Below are 22,260 nucleotides of genomic sequence, written 5' to 3'. Positions count from 1 at the left end.
TGCCGCAAGACTTGCGGCAGCGCTACGGTCTCGCCGGGGTCGGACCCGAACGAGCCGTACTCGCAAGGAGCTCACGCCTGTGATACCGAGATGGCCGGTGCCCGCCACGCGCCGCACCGCACGAGTGAGACGGGTCGCGGCCGTCACCGTGACCGCGCTCGCCGCCGCCCTGCTTCCCCCGCTCGCCGCGCGGGCGGACGCCCCGCCCGCGCCCCCGTCCGACGCGAAGCTGGCGAAGACCGCCGCACGCCACGACCTGACGCGTGAGCAGTTCTACTTCGTCCTGCCGGACCGCTTCGCCAACGGAGATGCCAAGAACGACCGCGGCGGCCTGACCGGCACCCGGCTCACCACCGGCTACGACCCCACCGACAAGGGCTTCCACCAGGGCGGCGACCTCAAGGGCCTGACCGGGAGGCTCGACTACATCAAGGGCCTGGGCACCACGTCCATCTGGATGGCGCCGATCTTCAAGAACCAGCCCGTGCAGGGGACCGGTGAGAACGCCTCGGCCGGCTACCACGGGTACTGGATCACCGACTTCACCCAGGTCGACCCGCACTTCGGCACCAACCAGGACCTGAAGAACCTCATCTCCAAGGCCCACGCCAAGGGCATGAAGGTCTTCTTCGACGTCATCACCAACCACACCGCCGACGTCGTCGACTACGAGGAGAAGTCCTACGACTACCTCTCCAAGGGTGCCTTCCCCTACCTGACCAAGGACGGGCAGCCCTTCGACGACGCCGACCACGCCGACGGCTCGGGCCGCTTCCCGCGCGTGGACGCCGGTTCCTTCCCGCGCACGCCGGTCGTCCCGGCCGCCAAGAAGAACCTCAAGGTCCCCTCCTGGCTCAACGACCCGGCGATGTACCACAACCGGGGCGACTCCACCTGGGCCGGCGAGTCGGCCACCTACGGCGACTTCAACGGCCTCGACGACCTGTGGACCGAACGGCCCGAGGTCGTCAGCGGCATGGAGAAGATCTACCAGCGGTGGGTGAAGGACTTCGCCATCGACGGCTTCCGGATCGACACCGTGAAGCACGTGAACATGGACTTCTGGACCCAGTGGGCGACCGCGCTGGACGCCTACGCCGCCAAGAAGGGCCGTGACGACTTCTTCATGTTCGGCGAGGTCTACTCCGCCGACACCTCCGTCACCGCGCCCTACGTCACCGAGGGCCGCCTGGACTCCACCCTGGACTTCCCCTTCCAGGACGCGGCCCGCGCCTACGCCTCCCAGGGCGGCAGCGCCCGGAAGCTCGCCTCGGTCTTCGGCGACGACTACAAGTACACGACCGGCAAGGCCAACGCGTACGAGCAGGTCACCTTCCTCGGCAACCACGACATGGGCCGCATCGGGACCTTCCTCGAGCAGGACGACCCGAAGGCCACCGACGCCGAGCTGCTGAAGAAGGACAGGCTCGCCAACGAGCTGATGTTCCTCAGCCGCGGCAACCCGGTGATCTACTACGGCGACGAGCAGGGCTTCACCGGCGCCGGCGGCGACAAGGACGCCCGCCAGCCCATGTTCGCCTCCCGCACCGCCGACTACCTCGACGACGACCAGCTCGGCACCGACCGCACCCACGCCGAGGCCGCCTACGACACGAGCGCACCGCTCTACCGGCAGATCAGCGCCCTCGCCAAGCTGCGCAAGGCCCACCCCGCCCTCGCCGACGGCGTCCAGACCGAGCGGTACGCCGCCGACGGCCCCGGCGTCTACGCCTTCTCCCGCACCGACGCGAAGACCGGCACCGAGTACGTCGTCGCCTTCAACAACGCCGACGCCGCGAAGACCGCCACCTTCGCCACCGGCACGCCCGGCATGACCTTCCACGGCCTCTACGGCACCGACGCCACCGTGAGGTCGAGCCCCGACACCAAGGTCACGGTCACCGTCCCGGCCGGGTCGGCCGTCGTCTTCAAGGCCGCGGGTCCGCTCTCCGGGCCCGCCACCGAGCCGACCGTCACCCTCCGGGCTCCCGCCGCAGGCGCCACCGGCACCGTGGAGCTGACCGCCGACGTCGACGGCGGACAGCTCAACCGCGTCGTCTTCGCCGCCCAGACCGGCAACGGGAAGTGGCGCACCCTCGGCACCGCCGACCACGCGCCCTACAAGGTCACCCACACCATCGACGCGGACACCCCCGCCGGCACCGCCCTGCGCTACAAGGCGGTCGTGGTGGACTCGGCGGGCCGCACCGCGAGCGCCACCGCCGCCTCCACCACCGGCACCCCGCCCGCCGAGGAGGTGCCCACCGCCGCCTCCCGGGACTACGCGGTCGTCCACTACAAGCGCGCTGGGGGTACCTCCCAGGCTTCCGGCTCTGGGGGAGGGGACTACGACGACTGGGGCCTGTACGCCTGGGGCGACCTCGCCGACGGCGAGGCGACCACCTGGCCGGACAGCCACCCCTTCACCGGCCGGGACGCCTACGGCGCCTTCGCCTACGTCAAGCTCAAGCCGGGCGCGTCGAACGTCGGCTTCCTCGTCATCGACAAGGACGGCGACAAGGACGTCGCCGCCGACCGCACCATCGACGTCACGCGGACCGGCGAGGTGTGGATCGAGCAGGGCAAGGAGCAGGTCGCCACGGAGCGGCCCGAATACCCCGCCCAGGACACCACCAAGGCCGTACTGCACTACCACCGCGCCGACGGCGACTACGACGGCTGGGGCCTGCACGTCTGGGGCGACGCCGCCAATCCCACCGACTGGGCGAAGCCGCTCCAGCTGGTCAGGACCGACGCCTACGGCGCGGTCTTCGAGGTGCCCCTCACCGAGGGCGCGAGCAGCCTCAGCTACATCGTCCACCAGGGCGACGAGAAGGACCTCCCCACCGACCAGGCCCTCGACCTCAAGGCCGACGGCCACGAGGTGTGGCTGCTCAGCGGCCAGGAGCAGTACCTGCTGCCGCAGCCCGCGGGCTCCGCGGCGGCCGTCGACCTCACCACCTCCAAGGCGGTCTGGATCGACCGGAACACCGTGGCCTGGAACGGCTCCGAAGGCGCCGCCTCCACCCAGCTGCTAGCCTCCCGCACCGGCTCCGTCGCCGCCGCCGACGGCAGGCTCACCGGCGACGACCAGCGGTGGCTCCGCCTCACGAGGAGCGCCCTCACGGACGCCCAGAAGGCGAAGTTCCCGCACCTGAAGGAGTACACCGCCTGGTCGGTCGACCCGCGCGACCGCGACCGGGCCCGCGAGGCCCTGCGCGGCCAGGTCGTCGCCTCCCAGCGCACCGCCACCGGCGCCCTGCTCGCGGCGACGGGCGTGCAGACCGCGGGCGCCCTGGACGACCTGTACGCGGACCGGGCGACCGGGGCCGACCTCGGCCCGGTCTTCCGGCACGGCAGGCCCACCCTCTCCGTGTGGGCGCCGACCGCGCAGGACGTCTCCCTGGAGATCGGCGACCGCACCGTGCGGATGCGGCGCGACGACGCCACCGGCGTCTGGTCCGTCACCGGCCCGAAGTCCTGGAAGGGCAAGCCCTACCGGTACGCCGTCAAGGTCTGGGCGCCCACCGCGGGCAAGGTCGTCACCAACAAGGTCACCGACCCGTACTCGCTCGCCCTGACCACCGACTCCGAGCGCAGCCTCGTCGTCGACCTGGACGACCGCTCCCTCGCCCCGCGCGGCTGGGCCGGCTACGACAAGCCCGAGGCGGTGCCGCTCAGGGACGCCCAGATCCAGGAGCTGCACATCCGCGACTTCTCCGTCGCCGACCCGACGGCGGACGCGGACCACCGGGGCACCTACCTCGCCTTCACCGACGAGAAGAGCGACGGCTCGAAGCACCTGCGCGAGCTGGCCCGGGCCGGCACGTCCTACGTGCACCTGCTGCCCGCCTTCGACATCGCCACCGTCCCCGAGAGGAAGTCCGAGCAGACGACGCCCGACTGCGACCTCGCCGCCCACCCGGCCGACTCCGAGAAGCAGCAGGAGTGCGTGACGAAGACCGCCGCGAAGGACGCCTTCAACTGGGGCTACGACCCGTACCACTACACGGTCCCCGAGGGCTCCTACGCCACCGACCCGGACGGCACCGGGCGCACCGTCGAGTTCCGGAAGATGGTCAAGGCCCTCAACGACGACGGCCTGCGCGTCGTCATGGACGTCGTCTACAACCACACGGCCGCGAGCGGACAGGCGGAGACCAGCGTCCTCGACCGGATCGTCCCCGGCTACTACCAGCGGCTGCTCCCCGACGGCTCCGTGGCCAACAGCACCTGCTGCGCCAACACGGCCACCGAGAACGCCATGATGGGCAAGCTCGTCGTCGACTCGATCGTCACCTGGGCCAAGGAGTACAAGGTCGACGGCTTCCGCTTCGACCTCATGGGCCACCACCCGAAGGCCAACATCCTCGCGGTCAGGAAGGCCCTGGACGAGCTGACCCTCGCGAAGGACGGCGTCGACGGCAAGAAGATCATCCTGTACGGCGAGGGCTGGAACTTCGGCGAGGTCGCCGACGACGCCCGCTTCGTCCAGGCCACCCAGAAGAACATGGCCGGCACCGGCATCGCCACCTTCTCCGACCGGGCCCGCGACGCCGTGCGCGGCGGCGGCCCCTTCGACGAGGACCCCGGCGTCCAGGGCTTCGCCTCCGGCCTCTACACCGACCCGAACTCCTCGACGGCCAACGGCACCGAGGCCGAGCAGAAGGCCCGCCTGCTGCACTACCAGGACCTGATCAAGGTCGGGCTGACCGGCAACCTCGCCGACTACGCCTTCACCGACACCGACGGCAAGGAGGTCAAGGGCTCCGAGGTCGACTACAACGGCGCCCCCGCCGGATACGCGGCGGCACCCGGCGACGCCCTCGCCTACGCCGACGCCCACGACAACGAGTCCCTGTTCGACGCGCTCGCCTTCAAGCTGCCGAAGGACACGTCCGCCGACGACCGGGCCCGCATGCAGGTCCTCGCCCTGGCCACCGCCGCCCTCTCGCAGGGCCCGGCGCTCTCCCAGGCGGGCACCGACCTGCTGCGCTCCAAGTCGCTGGACCGCAACTCCTACGACAGCGGCGACTGGTTCAACGCCCTGCACTGGAACTGCGCCGACGGCAACGGCTTCGGCCGGGGCCTGCCGCCGGCCGCCGACAACCAGGACAAGTGGCCTTACGCCAAGCCCCTGCTGGGCTCGGTGCGGGTCGGCTGCCCGCAGATCACCGGCGCCTCGGCGGCGTACCGGGACCTGCTGAAGATCCGTACGGGCGAGAGGGACTTCTCCCTCGCCACGGCCGGGCAGGTCCAGTCCCGGCTCTCCTTCCCGCTCGCCGGCGAGGACGAGACGCCCGGCGTGATCACCATGCGCCTCGGCGACCTGGTCGTGGTCTTCAACGCGACGCCCGAGCGGCAGGACCAGCGCGTCGACGCGGCGGCCGGGACCGGCTACCGGCTGCACCCGGTGCAGGCGGCGGGCGCGGACCCGGTGGTGAAGGAGTCGGCGTACACGGCGAAGACCGGCACCTTCACCGTGCCGGCCCGTACGGTCGCCGTGTTCCAGCGGGCCGGCTGAGGGCAGGAGGACTGCGGTTAGGGTGAGCCCTGCTGTTGACGCAACGGGAGGGCTCATGCCGCAGATCACCGTCGACTACTCCGACCGGCTCGCCGACGACTTCGACCGGCCCGCCTTCGCGCGGGCCCTGCACGAGGCGGTCGTCGAGATCGCGGCCGCGAAGCCGCCGGCCTGCAAGACGCAGTTCCGCCGCACCCAGGACACCGTGGTCGGCCCGGACACCGAGGGGCACGCCGTCGTGCACGTCACGCTCGGGCTGCTCGCCGGGCGCACCGACGAGACCAAGGTGCGGCTGACCGAGGCCGTGCTGGAACTGCTGCGGCAGTACGCCAAGCCGGGCGACGGCCTTGCCCTGCACGCCTCCGCCGAGGTCCGCGACCTGGACCCCTCGTACCGGAAGTTCGAGGGCTAGGGCCCAGGGGGTGTCGTTTGGATCAGGCCGGCTCCGGGCGACGGTGCCTTGTGGCCGACCCGAGCGGGGTCTGGTGCGTGCAGCTGCAAGGCGGAGGAGCGAGTCGACGCGGAGCGTCGGCGAGTGACGACAACGCCGCTGGGGGCACCTCCCACGCCCTTCAGGCAGTGGGGGAGTGCGTGCCAGGCCCCGCGACCCCGGCAAGATCCAAACGACACCCCCTAACCGGCCAGGGCGATCAGCCGGCCGACCAGGTTCCCGAAGGGGCCGTCGGCCGGCTCCTCCGCGATGACGCGGCGCAGGAGGGCGCCCATCTCCTCGTCGTAGGCGGCGCTCACCGCCAGCAGCGCGGCGAAGTCGTGCACGAGCTGCGCCTCCAGCTCCGCGCGCGGGATGCGACGCCCGTCCAGCCAGATCAGCGCCGTCGACTCGGCGAGCGAGATCCAGGAGCGGACGACCAGTTCCAGCCGCGCGGGCGGCTCGGTGACGTCCAGGTGCGAAAGGATCTGGACATACGCGGCCTGCCGTACGGAGTCCACGAGTGCGTTGGTCGTCGAGGAACCGACGGCCGGGCCGCCGCGCATCAGGGCCGAGAAACCCGGGCCGTGCTCGTCGACGAAGTCGAAGTAGCGTCCCATCACGCGCAGCAGCCGCGCGCCCAGCGGGCCCTCGCGCGGCTCCACGAACCGGGCCGCCAGGTCGTCCGAGGCACGCTGCAACGCGGCCTCGTACAGGCTGAGTTTGCCGGGGAAGTAGTGGTAGACCAGCGGGCGCGAGATGCCCGCCGCCGACGCTATCTCGTCGATGGAGACCTCGTCGGGCGAGCGGCGGCTGAACAGATCGAGCGCGACGCCGATCAACTGCTGCCGCCGCTCCTCGACGCCCATTCTGCGGCGTACCCCGGTAGTCATACGAACACCTTACCGATCGAATCCGGCCCCGAACGGGCCGGACCGGACATCGGCGTTCACATGTCGAGTACGAGCCGGGTACCGAGGCACCGGGAGACACAGATGAGCATCGAGTCGCCGCGTTCCGAGTCGGTCAGCAGCTCGTCCCGGTGATCGATCTCGCCCTCCAGCACCTTCTGTTGGCAGGTCCCGCACCAGCCCTGCTCGCAGGAGTACGGGGTGTTCGGCAGCTCGGCGCGCACGGCGGCCAGCACCGAGGAGTCGCCGGGCACGGTCAGCGTGCGCCCGCTGCGGCGCAGCTCCACCTCGAACTCCCCGTCGCCGTCGGCCGTCGTACGCGGCGCGAACCGCTCCAGGTGCAGTGCGGCGCCCGCCGGGAGGCGTTCGGTGACGGCCGCCATCAGGCCCTCCGGGCCGCAGCAGTACACGGCCGCGCCCTCGGGGAGGTCCGCCAGGAAGGCGTCGAGATCGGGCCGCCCGTCCTCGTCCTCGGCGACGACGGTGACCATCCCCCGGCCTCCGGCCGGGGGGACCCCCATCTCGCTTCGCCCGCCGTCCGCGTCCAGCTTCTCGATCTCCTCCAGGAACGGCATCGACGCCCGCGTCCGCCCGCCGTACAGCAGCCGCCGGTCGGTGCCCTCCGGCAGCGCCCGCAGCATCGGCAGCAGGGGCGTGATGCCGATGCCCCCGGCGACGAACGCGTAGGCGGGCGCCTCGACCAGCGGGAAGCGGTTGCGCGGCCCGCGCACCTCCAGCTCCGTGCCCTCCTGCACCTGCTCGTGCACCTCGCGCGAGCCGCCCCGCCCGTCCTCGACCAGCCGCGCGGCGACGGTGTACGACGAGGTGTCCTCCGGGTCGCCGCACAGCGAGTACTGCCGTACGAGACCCGAGGGCAGCACCAGGTCCAGGTGGGCGCCCGGCTCCCAGCGCGGCAGGTCGGTCCCCTCCAGGCGCAGCCGCACCACCCCGTCGGCCAGCCGCTCGTGCGCGGTCACCAGCAGGGTCAGCGCACGGGAGCGGGGCCGCCCCGAGACCGGCGGCTCCAGCGCGGGCAGCGGCCACAGCGGCGATCCCTGGACCCGGCGCCGCAGCGCCCGGCGCACGACCAGCGCCGCACCGGCCGCGAGGAGCAGAGCCGTCGGCTTCCGCAGCCGTGCCATGAGGGGGACAGGCTTGTTAGACATGGCGTCAATGTACTGACGGGTACGGTCCGGCGGAACCCTCCTGCCGGTACTTGTTGACGCCAGTGTCAACTAGGCCGGTGTGCCGGCCAGGCGGGCACCGGTCAGCGCAGGCCGCCGATCGTCCGCCCGCCGTCCAGCGTGCCCTTCAGCTCGGCCCGCGCGCCCTGCTCGGCCTTGGCCGTCAGCAGGTTGCCGTCGACGGCGTCCTCGATGCCGCCCGTCGCCTCGATCGACTCGGTCTCCGGGCCGCCCGCCGCGAGCAGGTACCAGTGGCCGCCCTCCGACTTCCACAGCACCCCGGCCAGCACCTGCGGATCACGCTCGCCGCAGGCCGGCACGTCCTGCGCCTTCGCCGCCACCGCGCCCTGCGCCCCGCCCGGCGTCCGGAACTGCGCCAGCACCCGGGCCCCTTCCCCGCGCCAGGTCTCGGCGCGGGTGCACACCCAGTCTCCCGACCCCGTCCCGTCGGGCAGCGGCTGCCTCGCGAACTCCCAGGCGTTCACCGACCGCACCCCCTGCCCGCGCACCGTGCCCAGCGAGCACGCGTACGGCGCCCAGGCACCCAGCGCCTTCCCGCCCGAGGCGTCCTTCGCGGAACCGGGGCGCCCCGTGGTGAGCCGGGCCGGCACCAGCTCGCCCAGGTCGGTCACCACCCGGGTGTCCGGACCGTCGGTCAGCTCCAGCACGTTCCACGACGTGCACGCCCCGGACCGCTGCTGCACCGGGCTGGCCAGCGGGGACGTCACGCCGTCGGTGAGCGTCAGCTCCTTGGGTCCGGAGGCCGGCCCGGCGAGATCGCGCCCGGCCGCCTCCGTCACCCACGGGGCCGTCAGATAGCGGACGTTGCCGTCGGACCGGCCCAGGACCACCGCGGTCGCCGTGGCCCGCCCGGCCCCGTCGGTCCGCGCGAAGTCCAGGGCGGCACCGGCGGAACCGTCCTTCGGCTCGGCGTACCGGACCAGGCGCAGACCGTCGTGCAGGATCACCACTCGCGCGTTGTCCACGTTCCCGGCGTACAGCAGCTGCGGCGGACCGGCCGGACCGCCGGTCTGGGTCCCCGGCGTCGCGGACACCCCCACGCTCTCGCCGGGCCGGGCCCACACGGCCAGGGCGCGGCGCAGCAGCTCCTCGTCGCCGGTGAGGTCACCGCGCGCCGGCCACACCGAGAAGTCCGTGCGCGCGGACGTCTCCCACGCGGCGGGTGCGGCCTTCGTCAGCCTGGCCGGATCGAGCGCGGCCTCCGCCGCCGGGTTCCGCGCGTACGGCGGCGCGGCGGCACCGTCCGGCCCCCAGCCGTCCCCGGGCAGGCCGAGGAGCGCCGCGCACACCACCAGCGCCGCCCCGGCGACCAGCGCGGCCTTCATGTGCTGCCGCCGACGCAGCAGATCGGTCGGCCGGGCCTGCAACGAGCAGGGGTCGAACTCGGGCGAGCCGAGCAGCGCGTACTGCCCTGGCACCCCGTCGGCCTCCCGCAGCGCGGCGTCCACGTCGGCGACCCCGGCGGCCGCCAGCACCTGCCGCACCCCGTCGTCGGGGAGCCGCTCCAGACCGCGCAGCACGTACGCCGCCCGGCCGGGACCGGAGAGGGCGGACAGCCTCTGGTCCAGGGCGAGTTCGTCCGCGCCGCCCGAGCGCGGGAAGAGCTTGAGGCCCCGCACGTGGGGCAGCACCGGCGGCAACTGCGACCGCCTGGGCCACGCCCGCCGCCGCAGCGGAAGTCCCGCCTCCAGCGCCGTACGCACCACCCGCAGCCGGACCAGCGCGTATCCGGGGTCGACCTCGCGGCCGGTCGCCTGGGCCGGGATCACCGGGGTCGTCGTCCGGTTGCGGGGCAGGGCGCGCTGGGTGAGCGCGTGGGCGGTCAGGACCCGGCGGCCCCGGCCGAGACCCGGCGGCAGCACCAGGTAGGCCAGCCGGGCCAGGCGCGGATAGTGCTCGACGAGCGCGGCCTCGGCCTGCTCGACATCGACGACCGGGTCGGCCGAGGAGGCGGCGGACGGTGCGGGGCGCGGGGCGACATCCTGTGGCTGCACGTTCAGCAGAACGAGCGAACGGGGCGATGGTCACCGTACGGCCGGCCCGCGCACGGCGACGCTACTCCTCCGGTTCCACCAGCAGCCGCGCGTAGTTGGCCATCGAGCGCTGGTAGCGCGGCAGATGGGGCGCGAGGGCGCCGAGCACCAGGGCCAGGCCCTCGCGGTCGCGGCCCATGCTGGACAGACAGAGCGCGAGCGTGGCCCGCACGGCGTCGTCCAACTCGTCCGAATGGGCCACCAGTTCCGGCGAGAGCAGCTTCACGCCCTCCTCCGGGTGCCCGGTGTTCCGCAGGGAGCTGGAGAGCTGGATCTTCGCCCGGCGCCCCTTGTAGGCGCTGACCTCGCCGAGCCCGCGCTCCAGCGCCTCGCGGTACAGCGGCACCGCCCGGCCGGAGTGGCCCGTCGAGTCCCAGGCGCAGGCCCGCTCGAACAGGCCGAGGGGGCTGTCGGCGGGCAACTCGTCGGCGAGGGCGTCGATGACGGCCCGGAAGTCGGCGGCGTCCTCCTCGGCGTAGTCGTCGAATGCCGCCCAGGCGGCCGTCACGCGCTCTTCCCAGTCCTGGTCCACGGTGCCACTCTCGCACGCCGTCCGCACAACGGCACCCGAGCTCCTGAGTACTTCGCGCCCCGCGCCCGTATCGATGACGAGAGCCCCCAGGGGCTCCGTGCGGCATGTCGCCACAGCGGACCGGAGGAACACATGAGGCTGACCCGACCGATGCTCGCGCCGGCCGCCCTGGCGGCGGCCCTGGCACTGACGGGCTGCGGCGCCGACGGGGACGGTGCGGACGCCGTGCCCGCGACGGCGAGCGGCAGCCTGGAACACCTGGCCGCCGAGGCCGAGTGCGCCCCGGACATGCAGACCGACGCGGACACCATCCGCCAGGCCCTGTGCGGCAAGGGCGACGGGAAGTACGTCCTCGCCACCTTCTCCACCGACCGCGGCCAGCGCGAGTGGATCAACACCGCCAAGGACTACGGCGGCTACTACCTCGTCGGCCGCAAATGGGTCGCCGTCGGCCACGAGGACGTGGTGGCGGACCTGCGCGGCCGGCTCGGCGGGACCCTGGAGCAGGGCGTCCAGCACGGGGGCGGCGGCGGTGGGCACTCGGCCGGGCACGGCGAGCACGCCGGGCACGGCGGCTGACCGGGCGCGGACGCGCGAAGAGGGCCGGTGACGGAAGTCCGTCACCGGCCCTCTCCCCCTACCGGGCCGGGTACCGCTACTGGCAGTCCTCGCCGCGGTTGATGCAGTCGACCACCTCGTTCATCAGGTCCTCGTCCATGACGTTGATGAAGTCGTTGTGATCCGTGATCGGCTTGTGCAGCTGCTCCGGGAAGCTGTCCACCGCGTACGGGTTCCGCACCTGGCCGTTCTCGACGGTCGGGGTGGGGATGTCGTACGCGAGACGGACCTGGAGCTGGGGAACGGCCTGGAAGCCGTTCGGGCAGCTGCCGTCCTCCTGGACGAACGCCATGTGGTCCCGGTGGTTGGCGCTGTCGATGTTCTGACCGTCCCAGCAGCTCTGGAAGTTGGTCGTCCGCAGCACCTGGCTGCCCTCGGGGCACAGCGGGTACTTGTCCGTCACCTGCCGGTCCTCGAAGCCCGAGCAGCTCCACGAGGTGTTGGCGTTCGCGTCGCCGTTGGTGAAGGACTTGGCGTCACCGGTGATGATGCGCAGGAACTTCGGCATCGCGACCACGTCGCCCTGCCGGCTGCCGACGAACTTCAGCTCGGCCTTGGCCGGTTTGAGGATCTTGCCGATGTTGCCCTCGGCGCCACCGCCCTGGTCGTTCGCGTCGAACTCCTGCGTACCGTCCTGGAGCCGCAGCACCGGCCAGTAGTACGTGGACTTGTCGCCCTGGTTCTGGCACGAGGTGTCCGCGTTCGCCAGGTCGTCGTCGCTGGAGAAGGCGTCGTTGTCCTGGTTGCCGACGTAGTCGTGCGTGTGGTGCGCGCCGTTGTCGACACCCGGGGCGGCGATCAGGTTGTCGCTGTTGAACAGGTTGTTCTCGTTGACGCCGCAGTCCGTGGTGAAGGTGCCGGCGGAACCGCCGTCGCCGTTGGCGGCCAGGCCGTTGCGGCTGTCGCGGGAGTTGGGCTGGACGTCGTTGATGTCGATGAAGTCGTCGGCGACCGGACCGGCGACGCCGTTGCCGTTGTCGTCCTGGTTCTGACCGCCGCCGTTCTGGCCGCCGTCGCCCTGGCCGTCACCGTTCTGACCGCCGCCGTCCTGACCGCCGCCCTCCTGGCCGCCGTTCTGGCCGTCGCCGTTCTGCTGCTGGTCCGCGGGACGTCCCTGGCATCCGGCCAGCTCGTCCAGGTTGTCGTCGGCCTTGCCGCCGGCCCGGTTGATCTCCAGCTGGATCCGGTCGATGAGCGCCTTCCGCCGGTCCTTGAGCGGCCCGAGAATGCTGTTCTGGACGAACTGCGCGTCACCCGCCTGCGCCCGCCGCGTGGTGGCCAGGCGCTGGTAGGCGTCGGTGATCTGGCTGTCCATCGAGGCCAGTTCGCCGTCCACCTCCCCGCGCGCCCGGTCCGGCACGTCACGGATCTGCTGACCGACGTCGGGGCAGTCGATCGTCGCGACCTGCGCGCCGGCCGACCTGGTGCGGTTCTGGCCCGAATGCTCCTCGTGCGCCGAAGCGTAGAAATTGGCCCAGACCAGCCCGCCCCCGCCGACCGCCAGGGCCGCCGCCCCGGCTACGATCTTGGTGGCCAGCGGCGTACGGCGTTTTCTTGTGTTGCGTCCCATGGAACTCCTCAAACTTCCTTGCGGGGGCATCGCTTGCGGGGCATCGGGGGCGCCCGACAGGAGTGAAGCGGCTCCCCTCCATACGGAAGCCGCTCCAGAGGTGTTCACCCGTGGGGGGAATTGCTGGGTCCCGTGGGACGCGTGGGACGCGCGTAAGGGTCAGCGGCCGCGGTCCAGATACGCCAGAACCGCCAGGACACGGCGGTTGTCGTCGTCCGAGACCTCAAGGCTCAGCTTCGCGAAGATGTTCGCCGTGTGCTTCGCGATCGCCCGCTCCGTGACGACGAGCTTGGCGGCGATCGCCGCGTTGGTCCTGCCCTGCGCCATCAGCTCCAGCACCTCCAGCTCGCGGGGGGTGAGCCGCTCCAGCGGCCGGTCCTCCGCCGCGCGCCGGCTGAGCAGCTGCTGGATGACCTGCGGGTCCATCGCCGTACCGCCCGACGCCACCCGCCGTACGGCGTCCACGAACTGCTCCGCGTCGAACACCCGGTCCTTGAGCAGGTACCCCACCCCGCCGCTCCCGTCGGCCAGCAACTCGCGGGCGTACAACTGCTCCACGTGCTGGGAGAGGACGAGGACCGGCATCCCGGGCCGGTCGCGGCGGGCCTGGAGCGCGCACTGCAGGCCCTCGTCGGTGAGCGTGGGCGGCAGCCGGACGTCGACCACGGCGACGTCCGGCTCCAGTTCGGCCAGCGCCCGGGACAGCTCGGGGCCCGTCTCGACGGCTGCGGCGATCTCGAAGTCGTGGGCCTCCAGGAGCCGGACCAGTCCGTCGCGCAGCAGGAACAGGTCTTCGGCTAGGACAACGCGCAAGGGATCTCCATGGTGACCATGGTGGGGCCGCCCGCGGGCGAGCCGACGGCCAGGACACCGTCGAATGTACCGAGTCGCCGCTCCACCCCGGCCAGGCCCGAACCCGCTCCGATCAGGGCGCCGCCCCTGCCGTTGTCGGTGACGGAGACGCGCAGCCTGCCCTCCTCGTGGTGCACGTCGATCCAGATCCGGTCGGCGCCCGAGTGCTTCACGGCGTTGGTGAGGATCTCGCTGACCGCGAAGTACGCGGCCGACTCCACGGGGGCCTCGGCGCGGCCGGGCAGGTCCACCTCGACCTCGACGGTGACGGGCAGCCGCAGGGCCAGGGCGCGTACCGCGTCCCCCAGGCCGCGCTCGGCGAGCACCGGGGGATGGATGCCGCGCACGAGGTCGCGCAGCTCGGTCAGGGCGTCGGCGGAGGACTGCCGGGTCCTCGCGAGCAGTTCCCTGGCCTTCGCCGGGTCCTTCTCCAGCAGCGCCTCGATGGTGCCCAGGTCCATGCCGACGGCGACCAGCCGGGCCTGCGCCCCGTCGTGCAGGTCGCGCTCGATGCGGCGCAGTTCGGCGGCGGAGGTGTCGACGGCGTCGCGCCGGGTCTCGGTCAGGACCCGTACCCGCTCGGCGAGTTCGCCCTGCCCCGACCCGAGCACCGCACGCGTGAGCCGGAAGTGGGCGCGCAGCACGAGCGGGGTGAGCCGGAGCGCGGCGAGGAGGAGCACGGCGCCCAGGCCGGCGGCGTAGAGGGCGGAGGTCTGGCCGGTGACCCGGACGAAGCCGTACCAGTACCCGTCGGGCAGCACCCGCCACAGCCCGGCCCCGATGGCGAGGCCCTCCAGCGGATAGAGCGGCAGGGCGAAGGCCAGCAGCGCGGTGACGAAGCCCGCGGTCATGTCGACGGGCAGCCAGCAGATGTCCCGCCAGGTCGCCGGGTCACGGAGCATCCCGAAGGTGCGGGCCCACGGATTGGCGTCCTCGGGCAGCGGCCGGTACACCCGCGGGATCCGCACCCCGCCCCACTCGGCGGCGAGCAGCCGCCGCCGGTCCGCGAACGCCCGTACCCCCGCCAGCACCCACGGCGTGGTGACGATGCCGACCCCGATCGGGACGAGGGCGACGGACACCGTCGTCAGGCAGAAGCAGATCACCGCGCCGGGCAGGGAGACGAGCGCCAGCGCCAGCCCCCGTACGGCCGACAGCGCCACGTCCCTGGCCCGCGCGGGGGTCCGTGGCCGCCGGGAGCCGCTCTTCGTCTCGATGCTCATGCCGTCAGTCTCGCCGAGGCGACGGGGGCGGGGCACGGGGTCGGGCACCCCGATCAGGGGGTGGTGTCAGATACACCTCCGCCCGGTCCGCCGGCGGCGAGCACCTTCGCCTCCGTCTCCGGGTCCAGGCCGACCGGTGGCCGGTCCGGGCGCCGGGGCGCCGTGCCGCCGAGGTCCCGCAGCCAGGTCCAGGTGTCGGCCACGGTGTCACCGGCGGGCCGGCAGACGAGGCCCGTCGCCAGGGCCCGGGAGACGTCCGCGGTGTGCAGCGCGTCGTGCAGGTCGCTGCCCGGGGGTGTCCACACCGGCAGCTGCACCCATGGCTCGATGCCGGCGGCGAGGACGGTCTCGGGATCGGTCCAGCGCAGCTCCGCGGTGCCGCCCGTGACCTTCGCGCAGGCGTCCAGCAGTTCGCCCGTCGTGGTGTGCCCCGGCGGGGAGACCAGGTTGTAAGGCCCGCTCAGCTCCCGTTCCACCGCGCCGAGCACCCAGCCGGCGAGGTCGCGCACGTCGATGTACTGCAGGGGCAGGTCCCGCGGGCCCGGCGCGAGGACCGGGCCGCCGCGGGCCACGCGGTTCAGCCACCACGGCAGCCGGCCGATGTTCTCGTAGGGGCCGAGGATCAGCCCGGCCCGCACGAGCACCGAGCGGTCCGCGCCGAAGGCGTCCAGGACGGCCAGCTCGGCGCCCCGCTTGTCCCGGGCGTAGTCGAGCTGCCCGGCGTCCGCCGAGGCGCCCTCGACCAGCGGGGCGTCCTCGGCGTACCCGGCGGGCGGGGCCCAGGCGTACACCGAGCAGCTCGACACGTACACGTACCGTCCGGCGCGGGCCCGCAGCAGCCGCGCCGCGTCCCGCACCGCGCGGGGCGCCGCCGACCAGGTGTCGACGACGGCGTCCCAGGTGCCCCCGGCCAGCGCGTCGAGCCCGTCGGGCGCGGTGCGGTCGCCGTGCAGCGCCCGCGCTCCCGGGGGCGGGGCGTGCCGTCCGCGGTGCAGAACGGTCACCTCCCAGCCGCGGCCGAGCGCCGCCTCGACCACGGTCCGCCCCACGAACTCCGTACCGCCCAGCACCAGTAGTCTCATGCCGCCACTGTGCCGGGCGCGGCGGCCGGAGGGAACGCCGCTCTGCCGTCGGCAGACGGGCGGTGGGGGTTCAGCGTCCCGTGGGCGGCGTGTACTTGTAGCCGACGCGCCGCACCGTCTGGATCGTGTGCCGGTGCTCCGCGCCGAGCTTCCGGCGCAGCCGGGCCACGTGCACGTCGACGGTACGGCCGTCACCGACGTGTCCGTAGCCCCACACCGTGGTGACCAGCTGGTCGCGGGTGTGCACCCGGTTGGGATGGGTGACGAGGTGGGCGAGCAGCTCGAACTCCAGGTAGGTGAGGTCGAGTTCGCGTCCGTCCACGGCGGCGGTGCGCCGGGCGGGATCGATCCGGACGAGCGGGTTCTCCGCCCGGCCCAGGCCGGGGCCCTGGGCCAGGGCATGGTCCGGGGCCCGGAACGGCGGCTGCTGGTCGGCCGGGACGAGGACGAGGTAGCCGACCATCGGCGGGTGCCCCGGCAGCGCAGGCAGGGTGTGCGCGGGTGCGGGCAGCCAGGTGGCGCCCGGTGGCAGCAGGTCCGCGACGTCCGCCACCTCGTCCGGGGCGACGGCGCGCAGCCGGTGGCGGGGGCCGCCGGAGTCGGGGCGGACGGTGGGGGAGTCGAGGGTGACGGTGGACAGGGAACGGGTGGTCGCCATGAGACGTCAGCTCTTTCGCGCGAGAGGTTCGTCGGGAGGGGCGACGGGCGCGAGTTCATGGTCGGGCGCGTCGCGGGACGTACGTCGTGCGCACCGGCGGCAGGCGTCGAAGGCCTGCGGGATACGGCTTCTAGCGGGCCGGCGCGATCGTCGCGCGGCAACACATCCGGTCGAAGTCGTCGTGCTGACGGGAAGGCCAGAAGGGCTCGAGGTCATGGCGACCCGTCGCTGCGTACTTCCGGAAGCTGGCCATGGCCTCATTGAAGCAGACGGCGGCGGGGGAGAGGAGAGTCCTCTCAGTGTGTGGACGCCGACTGGCCTGATTCAGTCGCCGGACCGGTCAACCCTCCAGCCGTTTACGCCAGTTCAGCGGGTCGACGGCGATCGCCCGGCCCGGATCGCCGTCCCACTCCGTGGACAGCCCGGCCCCCGCGAACGCCGCCACGACCTCGTGGCCGACGGCCGTCGTCGTCTCCTCCGAGCCGTCGAAACCGCCGTAGTGCAGCATGAGCCCGTGTCCCTCGGCGGCGGCCTCGGTGCTCTGCCGGTGGAAGAAGACGAAGCCCCGGGCGCCCTCGCGCTCCGCGCCCATCTCCGCGGTGCCGCAGCCGCGGCAGCAGGCGAAGTTCTCCCGGGCGGTGACACCGGCCGCGTCCAGGGCCTGGAAGACCCGGGTGAGGCGGTCCGGGTCGGTGGTCTCCTCGCCCCAGGTCTCCTGCTCGGCCAGCCGCTCCAGCCACAGCCGGTCCACCAGCTGCCGGGCCTGGGCCGGGGACACCGGCCGTTCGCCGTACTCGCCGCCGACGAGGTGGTCCTCGGCGATCCGGACCAGCGCCTTGCGGCTGTCGTATCCGCAGCGCAGCCGCTCCCGGATCAGTCGCTCGATCTGCTGCCGGACCTCGTCCGGCAGCTCCGGAACGTCCTCCTGGGGCCCCAGGTCGATCGGCTCCCAGGCGACGCCCGCGTCCCAGCCGGGCTCCTGGCGGGCCCAGCCGGTCAGGAGGTCGGCCACGCGGTGGCGGTCGCCGAGGTCGGCACCGAAGAACGCGTCCGCGGCGGCCCGGTACTCCAGCCGGTACTCCCCGCCCTCCTCGTGCCACACCTGGGCGAACACGTCGGGGATGTCCGGTATCCGCTGCACCACCAGGAAACGGTCGCCGGCGCCGCCGATGCGCCACACCAGCTCCCGCAGCTCCGCCGCCCGAATCCGGGTGTGCGTCTGCCCGTTCTCCGTCTCGGCCTTGAGGGCGAGGACACCGTCGATCTCCATGTCCCCACCCTCGCACGCGCCACCGACAGCGCGGCCCGGGGCCGGAGCCGGCGGGATCAGACCTGGCCGGCCTTCTCCAGCGCCGTGCAGCAGGTGTCGACGAGCAGGCGGGTCACCACGTACGGGTCGACGTTGGCGTTGGGACGGCGGTCCTCGATGTAGCCCTTGCCGTCCTTCTCGACCTGCCACGGGATGCGCACCGAGGCGCCGCGGTCGGAGACGCCGTAGGAGTACTCGTTCCACGGGGCGGTCTCGTGCAGGCCGGTGAGGCGGTCGTCGATGCCGGCGCCGTAGTTCTTGACGTGGTCCATGGGCTTGGAGCCCTCGCCGAGCGACTCTGCGGCGGTGATGATCGCGTCGTAGCCCTCGCGCATGGCCTTGGTGGAGAAGTTGGTGTGCGCGCCCGCGCCGTTCCAGTCGCCCTTGACCGGCTTGGGGTCGAGGGTGGCGGAGACCTCGAAGTCCTCCGCGGTGCGGTAGAGCAGCCAGCGGGCCACCCACAGCTGGTCGGAGACCTCCAGCGGCGCCAGCGGGCCGACCTGGAACTCCCACTGGCCGGGCATGACCTCGGCGTTGATGCCGGAGATGCCGAGACCGGCCTTCAGGCAGTTCTCCAGGTGGGCCTCGACGACGTCGCGGCCGAAGATCTCGTCCGAGCCGACACCGCAGTAGTAGCCGCCCTGCGCGGCCGGGAAGCCGCCCTCGGGGAAGCCGAGCGGGCGGGCGCCCTTGAAGAAGGTGTACTCCTGCTCGATGCCGAAGATCGGCTCCTGCGCGGCGAAGCGCTCGGACAGCTCGGCCAGCGCGGCGCGGGTGTTGCTCGGGTGCGGCGTCATGTCCGTGTCCAGGACCTCGCACAGCACCAGGATGTCCTCGCCGCCGCGGATCGGGTCGGGGCAGGAGAAGACCGGCCTGAGCACGCAGTCCGAGGAGCTGCCCTCGGCCTGGTTGGTGGAGGAGCCGTCGAAGCCCCAGATCGGCAGGGCCTCCAGGCCGGCGGGGGCGTCCGTGATGATCTTCGTCTTGGAACGGAGCTTGGCCGTCGGCTCGGTGCCGTCGATCCAGATGTACTCGGCCTTGAAGGTCACGGGGCCACATCCTTCGGGGTGGGTATCGGCGCACGTGCGGGTGCGGCGGCGCGGGGGCGGCAGGGGTGCCGCGTCTACTGCCGTGCAGCGTGCCAACGGGCGATTTCCCGACCGTTGCCCGTATGTGAACCCCGTGTTACCTGGCGTCGTTGTGGTCCGCCTCACGCCCGTCGTCCCCGGCCGCCTCCCGTACGCCGGTCAAAAAGCCCCTGATCGCCGCCAGTTCTCGCTCGTCGTACCCGCGCAGCAGCTCCACCGCCCGCCCGATCAGCGGTCCGAAGTGGGACCAGCCCAGCGCCACGGCCCGTTCGTCCACCTCGACGGTGACCCGGCGCCGGTCCCGCTCGTCGCGCACCCGGCGTACGTGTCCGGCCCGCTCCAGCCGGTCGACCAGCGCCGTGGTGCCCGCGGAGTTCAGCCCGAGCGCGGCGCCCAGGCGCCCGGCGGTCATCGCCTCGCCCGCCCGCGCGGCGTCCATGAGCGCGATGAGCGCACGGACGTCGGTGGGGTGCATGCCGTTGCGCTGCGCGAACCGGGCGCTGTGCGCGCCCAGTTCGACGGCGACCGCGCGCAGGAGGTGGACGAGCTCCATCTCCGGTCCCTGGTCGGGCATGGGGCGCTCCCTTCGGCCCTTTGGGCGATCTTCTCGCTCGACAAGTATCTCGTTCGGCGAGATAATACCGGAGCAGCAGGAACAGGGAGCAAGCGAAACAGGGGGCACCGCTCATGAGCACTCGCGGTCCGTACGACGCCGGCCGTTTCCAGGACGCCTACGACAAGGTCATCGCCAAGTGGCCCGCGGGGACCGAGGCGGTGACCGTGCCCACCCCCTTCGGCGAGACGTACGTCAACGTGACCGGCCCGGCCGGCGGCCGCCCCCTCCTCCTGCTGCCGGGCGGCGGGGCGGCGACCTCCGCGTCCTGGTACGCCCAGGCCGCCGAGCTGTCCCGCACCCACCGCGTGCACGCCGTCGACCTGGTCGGCGCCCCCGGCCGCAGCACACCGGCCGGCGACCGCCACCCCCGTACGGTCGCCGACCTCACCGGCTGGCTGGACGCGCTCCTCGACGGCCTCGGCATCGAGGAGACGGACCTCGGCGGCCACTCCTACGGCGCCTGGATCGCCCTGCACCACGCCCTGCACGCGCCCGACCGGGTACGCCGCCTGTTCCTCCTGGACCCGACCCAGTGCTTCGCCGGGTTCAAGGCGGCCTACCTGCTGCACGCGCTGCCGATGCTGCTGCGGCCGACTCCCCGCCGGGTCCGCGCCTTCCTGGACTGGGAGACCGGCGCGACCCCGCTGGACGCCGACTGGCTCGCCCTCCAGGAGGCCGCCGTCGGCTTCCCGGAGCGGAAGCCGGTCACCGGACCGCGCCCGGCCCCGGAGGCGCTGCGCGCCCTGGACGTACCGGTCCTGCTGCTCCTGGCCCAGAACAGCAGGACGCACGACCCCGCCGAGGTGGCGGACCGGGCGCGGGCCCTGCTGCCGCACGTGGAGTCGGCCGTCCTGCCGGACGTCTCCCACCACGCGCTGCCGCAGTCCGCGCCGTCCGGTCTTGGCCGCCGCCTCGGCGACTTCCTGGCCGCGCCGGGCGACTGAGCCTCAGCCGACCTTCTCGATCAGCGCCCGCCGGATCAGGAACTTGCCCTCCTCGCGGACCTGCTCGAACGCCGCGTTGTTGAGCAGCGCACAGCTTCCCGAGACCGAGTTCACCTCCACGGTCGTGGACTTGTCGTTGTCGAGGTTGGTCACCCTGAGCCTGGTGCCCACCGGGAACTGGTTGCTGGAGGCGGCGGGCGCGCCGCCCTCGCCGGAGAGGGTGACGGTGGAACCGGCACAGACCTGCTCGCCGGCCTGGTCGTCCGCCGGGGCCCCGGCGTCCTGGCCCGCCTCCTGCCCGGCTTGGGGCGGCTGCGCGGTCTGGGAGTCCTGAGCCGATTCCCCGACCGCGCACCCGGACGCCGCCTGCTTGCGCTCGATCTCCGCGACGACGGCCTCGCGGTTCTCGATCCGGGCCTGCGACTGCGCGTCCGGATCGGCCCGCTGGCCCGCGATGAACCGCTGGTTGTTGCCGAGCGCGGTGGCCAGGCCCTGGCAGACGCCCGAGTCCTGGGCGGCCTTCGTCCGCGCGTCCTCGGTGGTCTGCGCGGCGTTCGAGGCGTTCGCCATGACGAAGGCGCCGCCACCGGCCATCGTGGCGGCGCCGACCAGTAGGGCGATCTTCTTCTTCGTGCCGAGAGTTCTCCTGCGCGACATCCGCGCCTCCTGAAGAGGTAGGGGAGCGTACGCCGCTATGTACGAGATACCGAACGGAGTTGCTCACCGGTCGCGTCGACGCGTGCGCGTAACCTGCGTCACACCTCCGGACCGGCCTGACGGGACAGGGCGTCCCGGACCGCCTCGTCGGTGCGGCCCACCACGGCCGTTCCGTCGTCCGCCGTGATGATCGGGCGCTGGATCAGCTTGGGGTGTTCGGCGAGCGCGGTGACCCACCGGTCGCGTGACGCCTCGTCACGGGGCCAGTCCTTCAGGCCCAGTTCCTTGGCGGCCGCCTCCTGGGTGCGGGTGATGTCCCACGGTTCGAGTCCGAGCCGGGTGAGCACCTCGCGGATCTCCGCCGCGCTCGGTACGTCCTCCAGGTAGCGGCGGACGGTGTACTCGGCCCCTTCCGCGTCGAGCAGGCTGATCGCGCTGCGGCACTTCGAGCAGGCCGGGTTGATCCAGATCTCCATGCCGCACACGGTAACCGGAGGGGTGCGGAAACTCGTTCACCACGTGGGTCACAGCGACCCCGAAAGCCCTTGTGGGCAGGGGCTTTTGTCAGTGGTGGGCGGTAAAATAGAAGCAGTGTTCGAGGGTGTCGCCGGGAAGTCCGGACGGCGCCCCGACCGCGACAGGAGGATGCCTGTGCCCGCTGCCGCACTGAAGCCGAAGCCGTTGCCCACCCAGTCCACCGCCAAGCGGCCCGTCCTGCTCGACCTGCCGTACGCGCCCGTGGAGAAGCGTCCGCTGCCGGCGGGCCGCCCCCGCGAGTGGTACGTGACGCACAACCGCCGGCTCAAGGCGATGCGCCTCGCCATCGCCCTGCTCGACTCCGGCGTCTACCTGCCCGACCAGGCGCGCAACGAGAGGATACGGAGCGCCGCGCTGGCCATCGGGGTTCATCCGCCGTCGGACACGACGTGCCACATGGTGCGGGCGTTGATGCGGTACTCGCGGTGACCCCGGCGCCGGGTGCCCTCTCTGCCATGGGTGCCCGGCGTT

19 protein-coding genes are annotated in these 22,260 nt (G+C 72.7%); 5 read left to right on the top strand and 14 right to left on the bottom strand.

Annotation, left to right across the window (positions count from 1 at the left end; all coding sequences use genetic code 11):
- Positions 1 to 79 precede the first annotated feature (79 nt).
- Positions 80 to 5,524: a pullulanase-type alpha-1,6-glucosidase gene (gene pulA / locus ACZ56V_RS35800; protein WP_468947796.1), complete on the top strand. Its 5,445-nt coding sequence runs from the start codon at positions 80 to 82 to the stop codon at positions 5,522 to 5,524.
- 55 nt (positions 5,525 to 5,579) lie between these two features.
- Positions 5,580 to 5,936: a 5-carboxymethyl-2-hydroxymuconate Delta-isomerase gene (locus tag ACZ56V_RS35795; protein WP_398913955.1), complete on the top strand. Its 357-nt coding sequence runs from the start codon at positions 5,580 to 5,582 to the stop codon at positions 5,934 to 5,936.
- Positions 5,937 to 6,157: 221 nt separating this feature from the next.
- Here the strand turns inward: ACZ56V_RS35795 and ACZ56V_RS35790 are convergent, their stop codons facing one another.
- From ACZ56V_RS35790 to ACZ56V_RS35775, 4 genes are all read right to left on the bottom strand, one after another.
- On the bottom strand, positions 6,158 to 6,823 hold the full coding sequence (locus ACZ56V_RS35790) for a TetR/AcrR family transcriptional regulator (protein WP_468947829.1): 666 nt from the start codon (positions 6,821 to 6,823) through the stop codon (positions 6,158 to 6,160).
- An 80-nt stretch (positions 6,824 to 6,903) separates the two neighbouring features.
- A complete protein-coding gene (locus ACZ56V_RS35785) occupies positions 6,904 to 8,031 on the bottom strand; it encodes a PDR/VanB family oxidoreductase (protein ID WP_467383257.1) in 1,128 nt (375 codons plus the stop codon).
- A 101-nt stretch (positions 8,032 to 8,132) separates the two neighbouring features.
- Positions 8,133 to 10,064, bottom strand: a complete 1,932-nt coding sequence (locus ACZ56V_RS35780) for a hypothetical protein (protein WP_468947793.1) — start codon at positions 10,062 to 10,064, stop codon at positions 8,133 to 8,135.
- Between the two features lie 61 nt (positions 10,065 to 10,125).
- Entirely contained in the window at positions 10,126 to 10,635 is a 510-nt protein-coding gene (locus ACZ56V_RS35775; RefSeq protein ID WP_398913949.1) for a tetratricopeptide repeat protein, read from the bottom strand.
- Positions 10,636 to 10,767: 132 nt separating this feature from the next.
- On the opposite strand from ACZ56V_RS35775, the gene ACZ56V_RS35770 reads away from it, so the two are divergent.
- Positions 10,768 to 11,214 (top strand): hypothetical protein, encoded by a 447-nt coding sequence (locus ACZ56V_RS35770; RefSeq protein ID WP_356362246.1) that lies wholly within the window; start codon positions 10,768 to 10,770, stop codon positions 11,212 to 11,214.
- Between the two features lie 76 nt (positions 11,215 to 11,290).
- On the opposite strand, the gene ACZ56V_RS35765 is transcribed toward ACZ56V_RS35770, so the two are convergent.
- The 8 genes from ACZ56V_RS35765 to ACZ56V_RS35730 all read right to left on the bottom strand — a co-directional run bounded on the left by ACZ56V_RS35765 (position 11,291) and on the right by ACZ56V_RS35730 (position 19,609).
- Positions 11,291 to 12,823, bottom strand: coding sequence for a DUF1996 domain-containing protein (locus tag ACZ56V_RS35765; protein WP_398913946.1), 1,533 nt, complete (start codon positions 12,821 to 12,823; stop codon positions 11,291 to 11,293).
- Between the two features lie 159 nt (positions 12,824 to 12,982).
- Positions 12,983 to 13,636 (bottom strand): response regulator transcription factor, encoded by a 654-nt coding sequence (locus tag ACZ56V_RS35760; protein ID WP_356362250.1) that lies wholly within the window; start codon positions 13,634 to 13,636, stop codon positions 12,983 to 12,985.
- Entirely contained in the window at positions 13,621 to 14,898 is a 1,278-nt protein-coding gene (locus ACZ56V_RS35755; protein WP_468947790.1) for a sensor histidine kinase, read from the bottom strand. The genes ACZ56V_RS35760 and ACZ56V_RS35755 overlap by 16 nt, the downstream gene beginning before the upstream one ends.
- Positions 14,899 to 14,951: 53 nt before the next feature.
- Positions 14,952 to 15,980, bottom strand: coding sequence for an SDR family oxidoreductase (locus ACZ56V_RS35750; protein WP_467383262.1), 1,029 nt, complete (start codon positions 15,978 to 15,980; stop codon positions 14,952 to 14,954).
- 70 nt (positions 15,981 to 16,050) lie between these two features.
- Entirely contained in the window at positions 16,051 to 16,638 is a 588-nt protein-coding gene (locus ACZ56V_RS35745) for a winged helix-turn-helix domain-containing protein (protein WP_398913941.1), read from the bottom strand.
- Between the two features lie 340 nt (positions 16,639 to 16,978).
- A complete protein-coding gene (locus ACZ56V_RS35740; protein ID WP_468947787.1) occupies positions 16,979 to 17,908 on the bottom strand; it encodes a DUF6891 domain-containing protein in 930 nt (309 codons plus the stop codon).
- Positions 17,909 to 17,964: 56 nt separating this feature from the next.
- Complete coding sequence (gene glnII, locus ACZ56V_RS35735; RefSeq protein ID WP_356362262.1) at positions 17,965 to 18,996, bottom strand: glutamine synthetase; 1,032 nt, start codon at positions 18,994 to 18,996, stop codon at positions 17,965 to 17,967.
- 136 nt (positions 18,997 to 19,132) lie between these two features.
- Positions 19,133 to 19,609, bottom strand: a complete 477-nt coding sequence (locus ACZ56V_RS35730; RefSeq protein ID WP_398913936.1) for a MarR family transcriptional regulator — start codon at positions 19,607 to 19,609, stop codon at positions 19,133 to 19,135.
- A 113-nt stretch (positions 19,610 to 19,722) separates the two neighbouring features.
- Between ACZ56V_RS35730 and ACZ56V_RS35725 the strand changes: the two genes are divergently transcribed.
- Positions 19,723 to 20,595: an alpha/beta fold hydrolase gene (locus tag ACZ56V_RS35725; RefSeq protein ID WP_468947784.1), complete on the top strand. Its 873-nt coding sequence runs from the start codon at positions 19,723 to 19,725 to the stop codon at positions 20,593 to 20,595.
- A 3-nt stretch (positions 20,596 to 20,598) separates the two neighbouring features.
- Here ACZ56V_RS35725 and ACZ56V_RS35720 read toward each other — a convergent pair whose 3' ends face one another.
- Positions 20,599 to 21,252 carry an RlpA-like double-psi beta-barrel domain-containing protein gene (locus ACZ56V_RS35720; protein WP_467383269.1) on the bottom strand — a complete coding sequence of 218 codons (654 nt, stop codon included), beginning with the start codon at positions 21,250 to 21,252 and terminating at the stop codon, positions 20,599 to 20,601.
- 98 nt (positions 21,253 to 21,350) lie between these two features.
- A complete protein-coding gene (locus ACZ56V_RS35715; protein ID WP_398913930.1) occupies positions 21,351 to 21,728 on the bottom strand; it encodes an arsenate reductase family protein in 378 nt (125 codons plus the stop codon).
- Between the two features lie 175 nt (positions 21,729 to 21,903).
- Between ACZ56V_RS35715 and ACZ56V_RS35710 the strand changes: the two genes are divergently transcribed.
- Positions 21,904 to 22,218 (top strand): hypothetical protein, encoded by a 315-nt coding sequence (locus ACZ56V_RS35710; protein ID WP_052840238.1) that lies wholly within the window; start codon positions 21,904 to 21,906, stop codon positions 22,216 to 22,218.
- The last annotated feature ends 42 nt before the right edge of the window (positions 22,219 to 22,260 follow it).

This window comes from Streptomyces sp. NPDC034099, from assembly GCF_055575415.1.
This window is presented reverse-complemented; position numbering and strand designations above follow the sequence as displayed.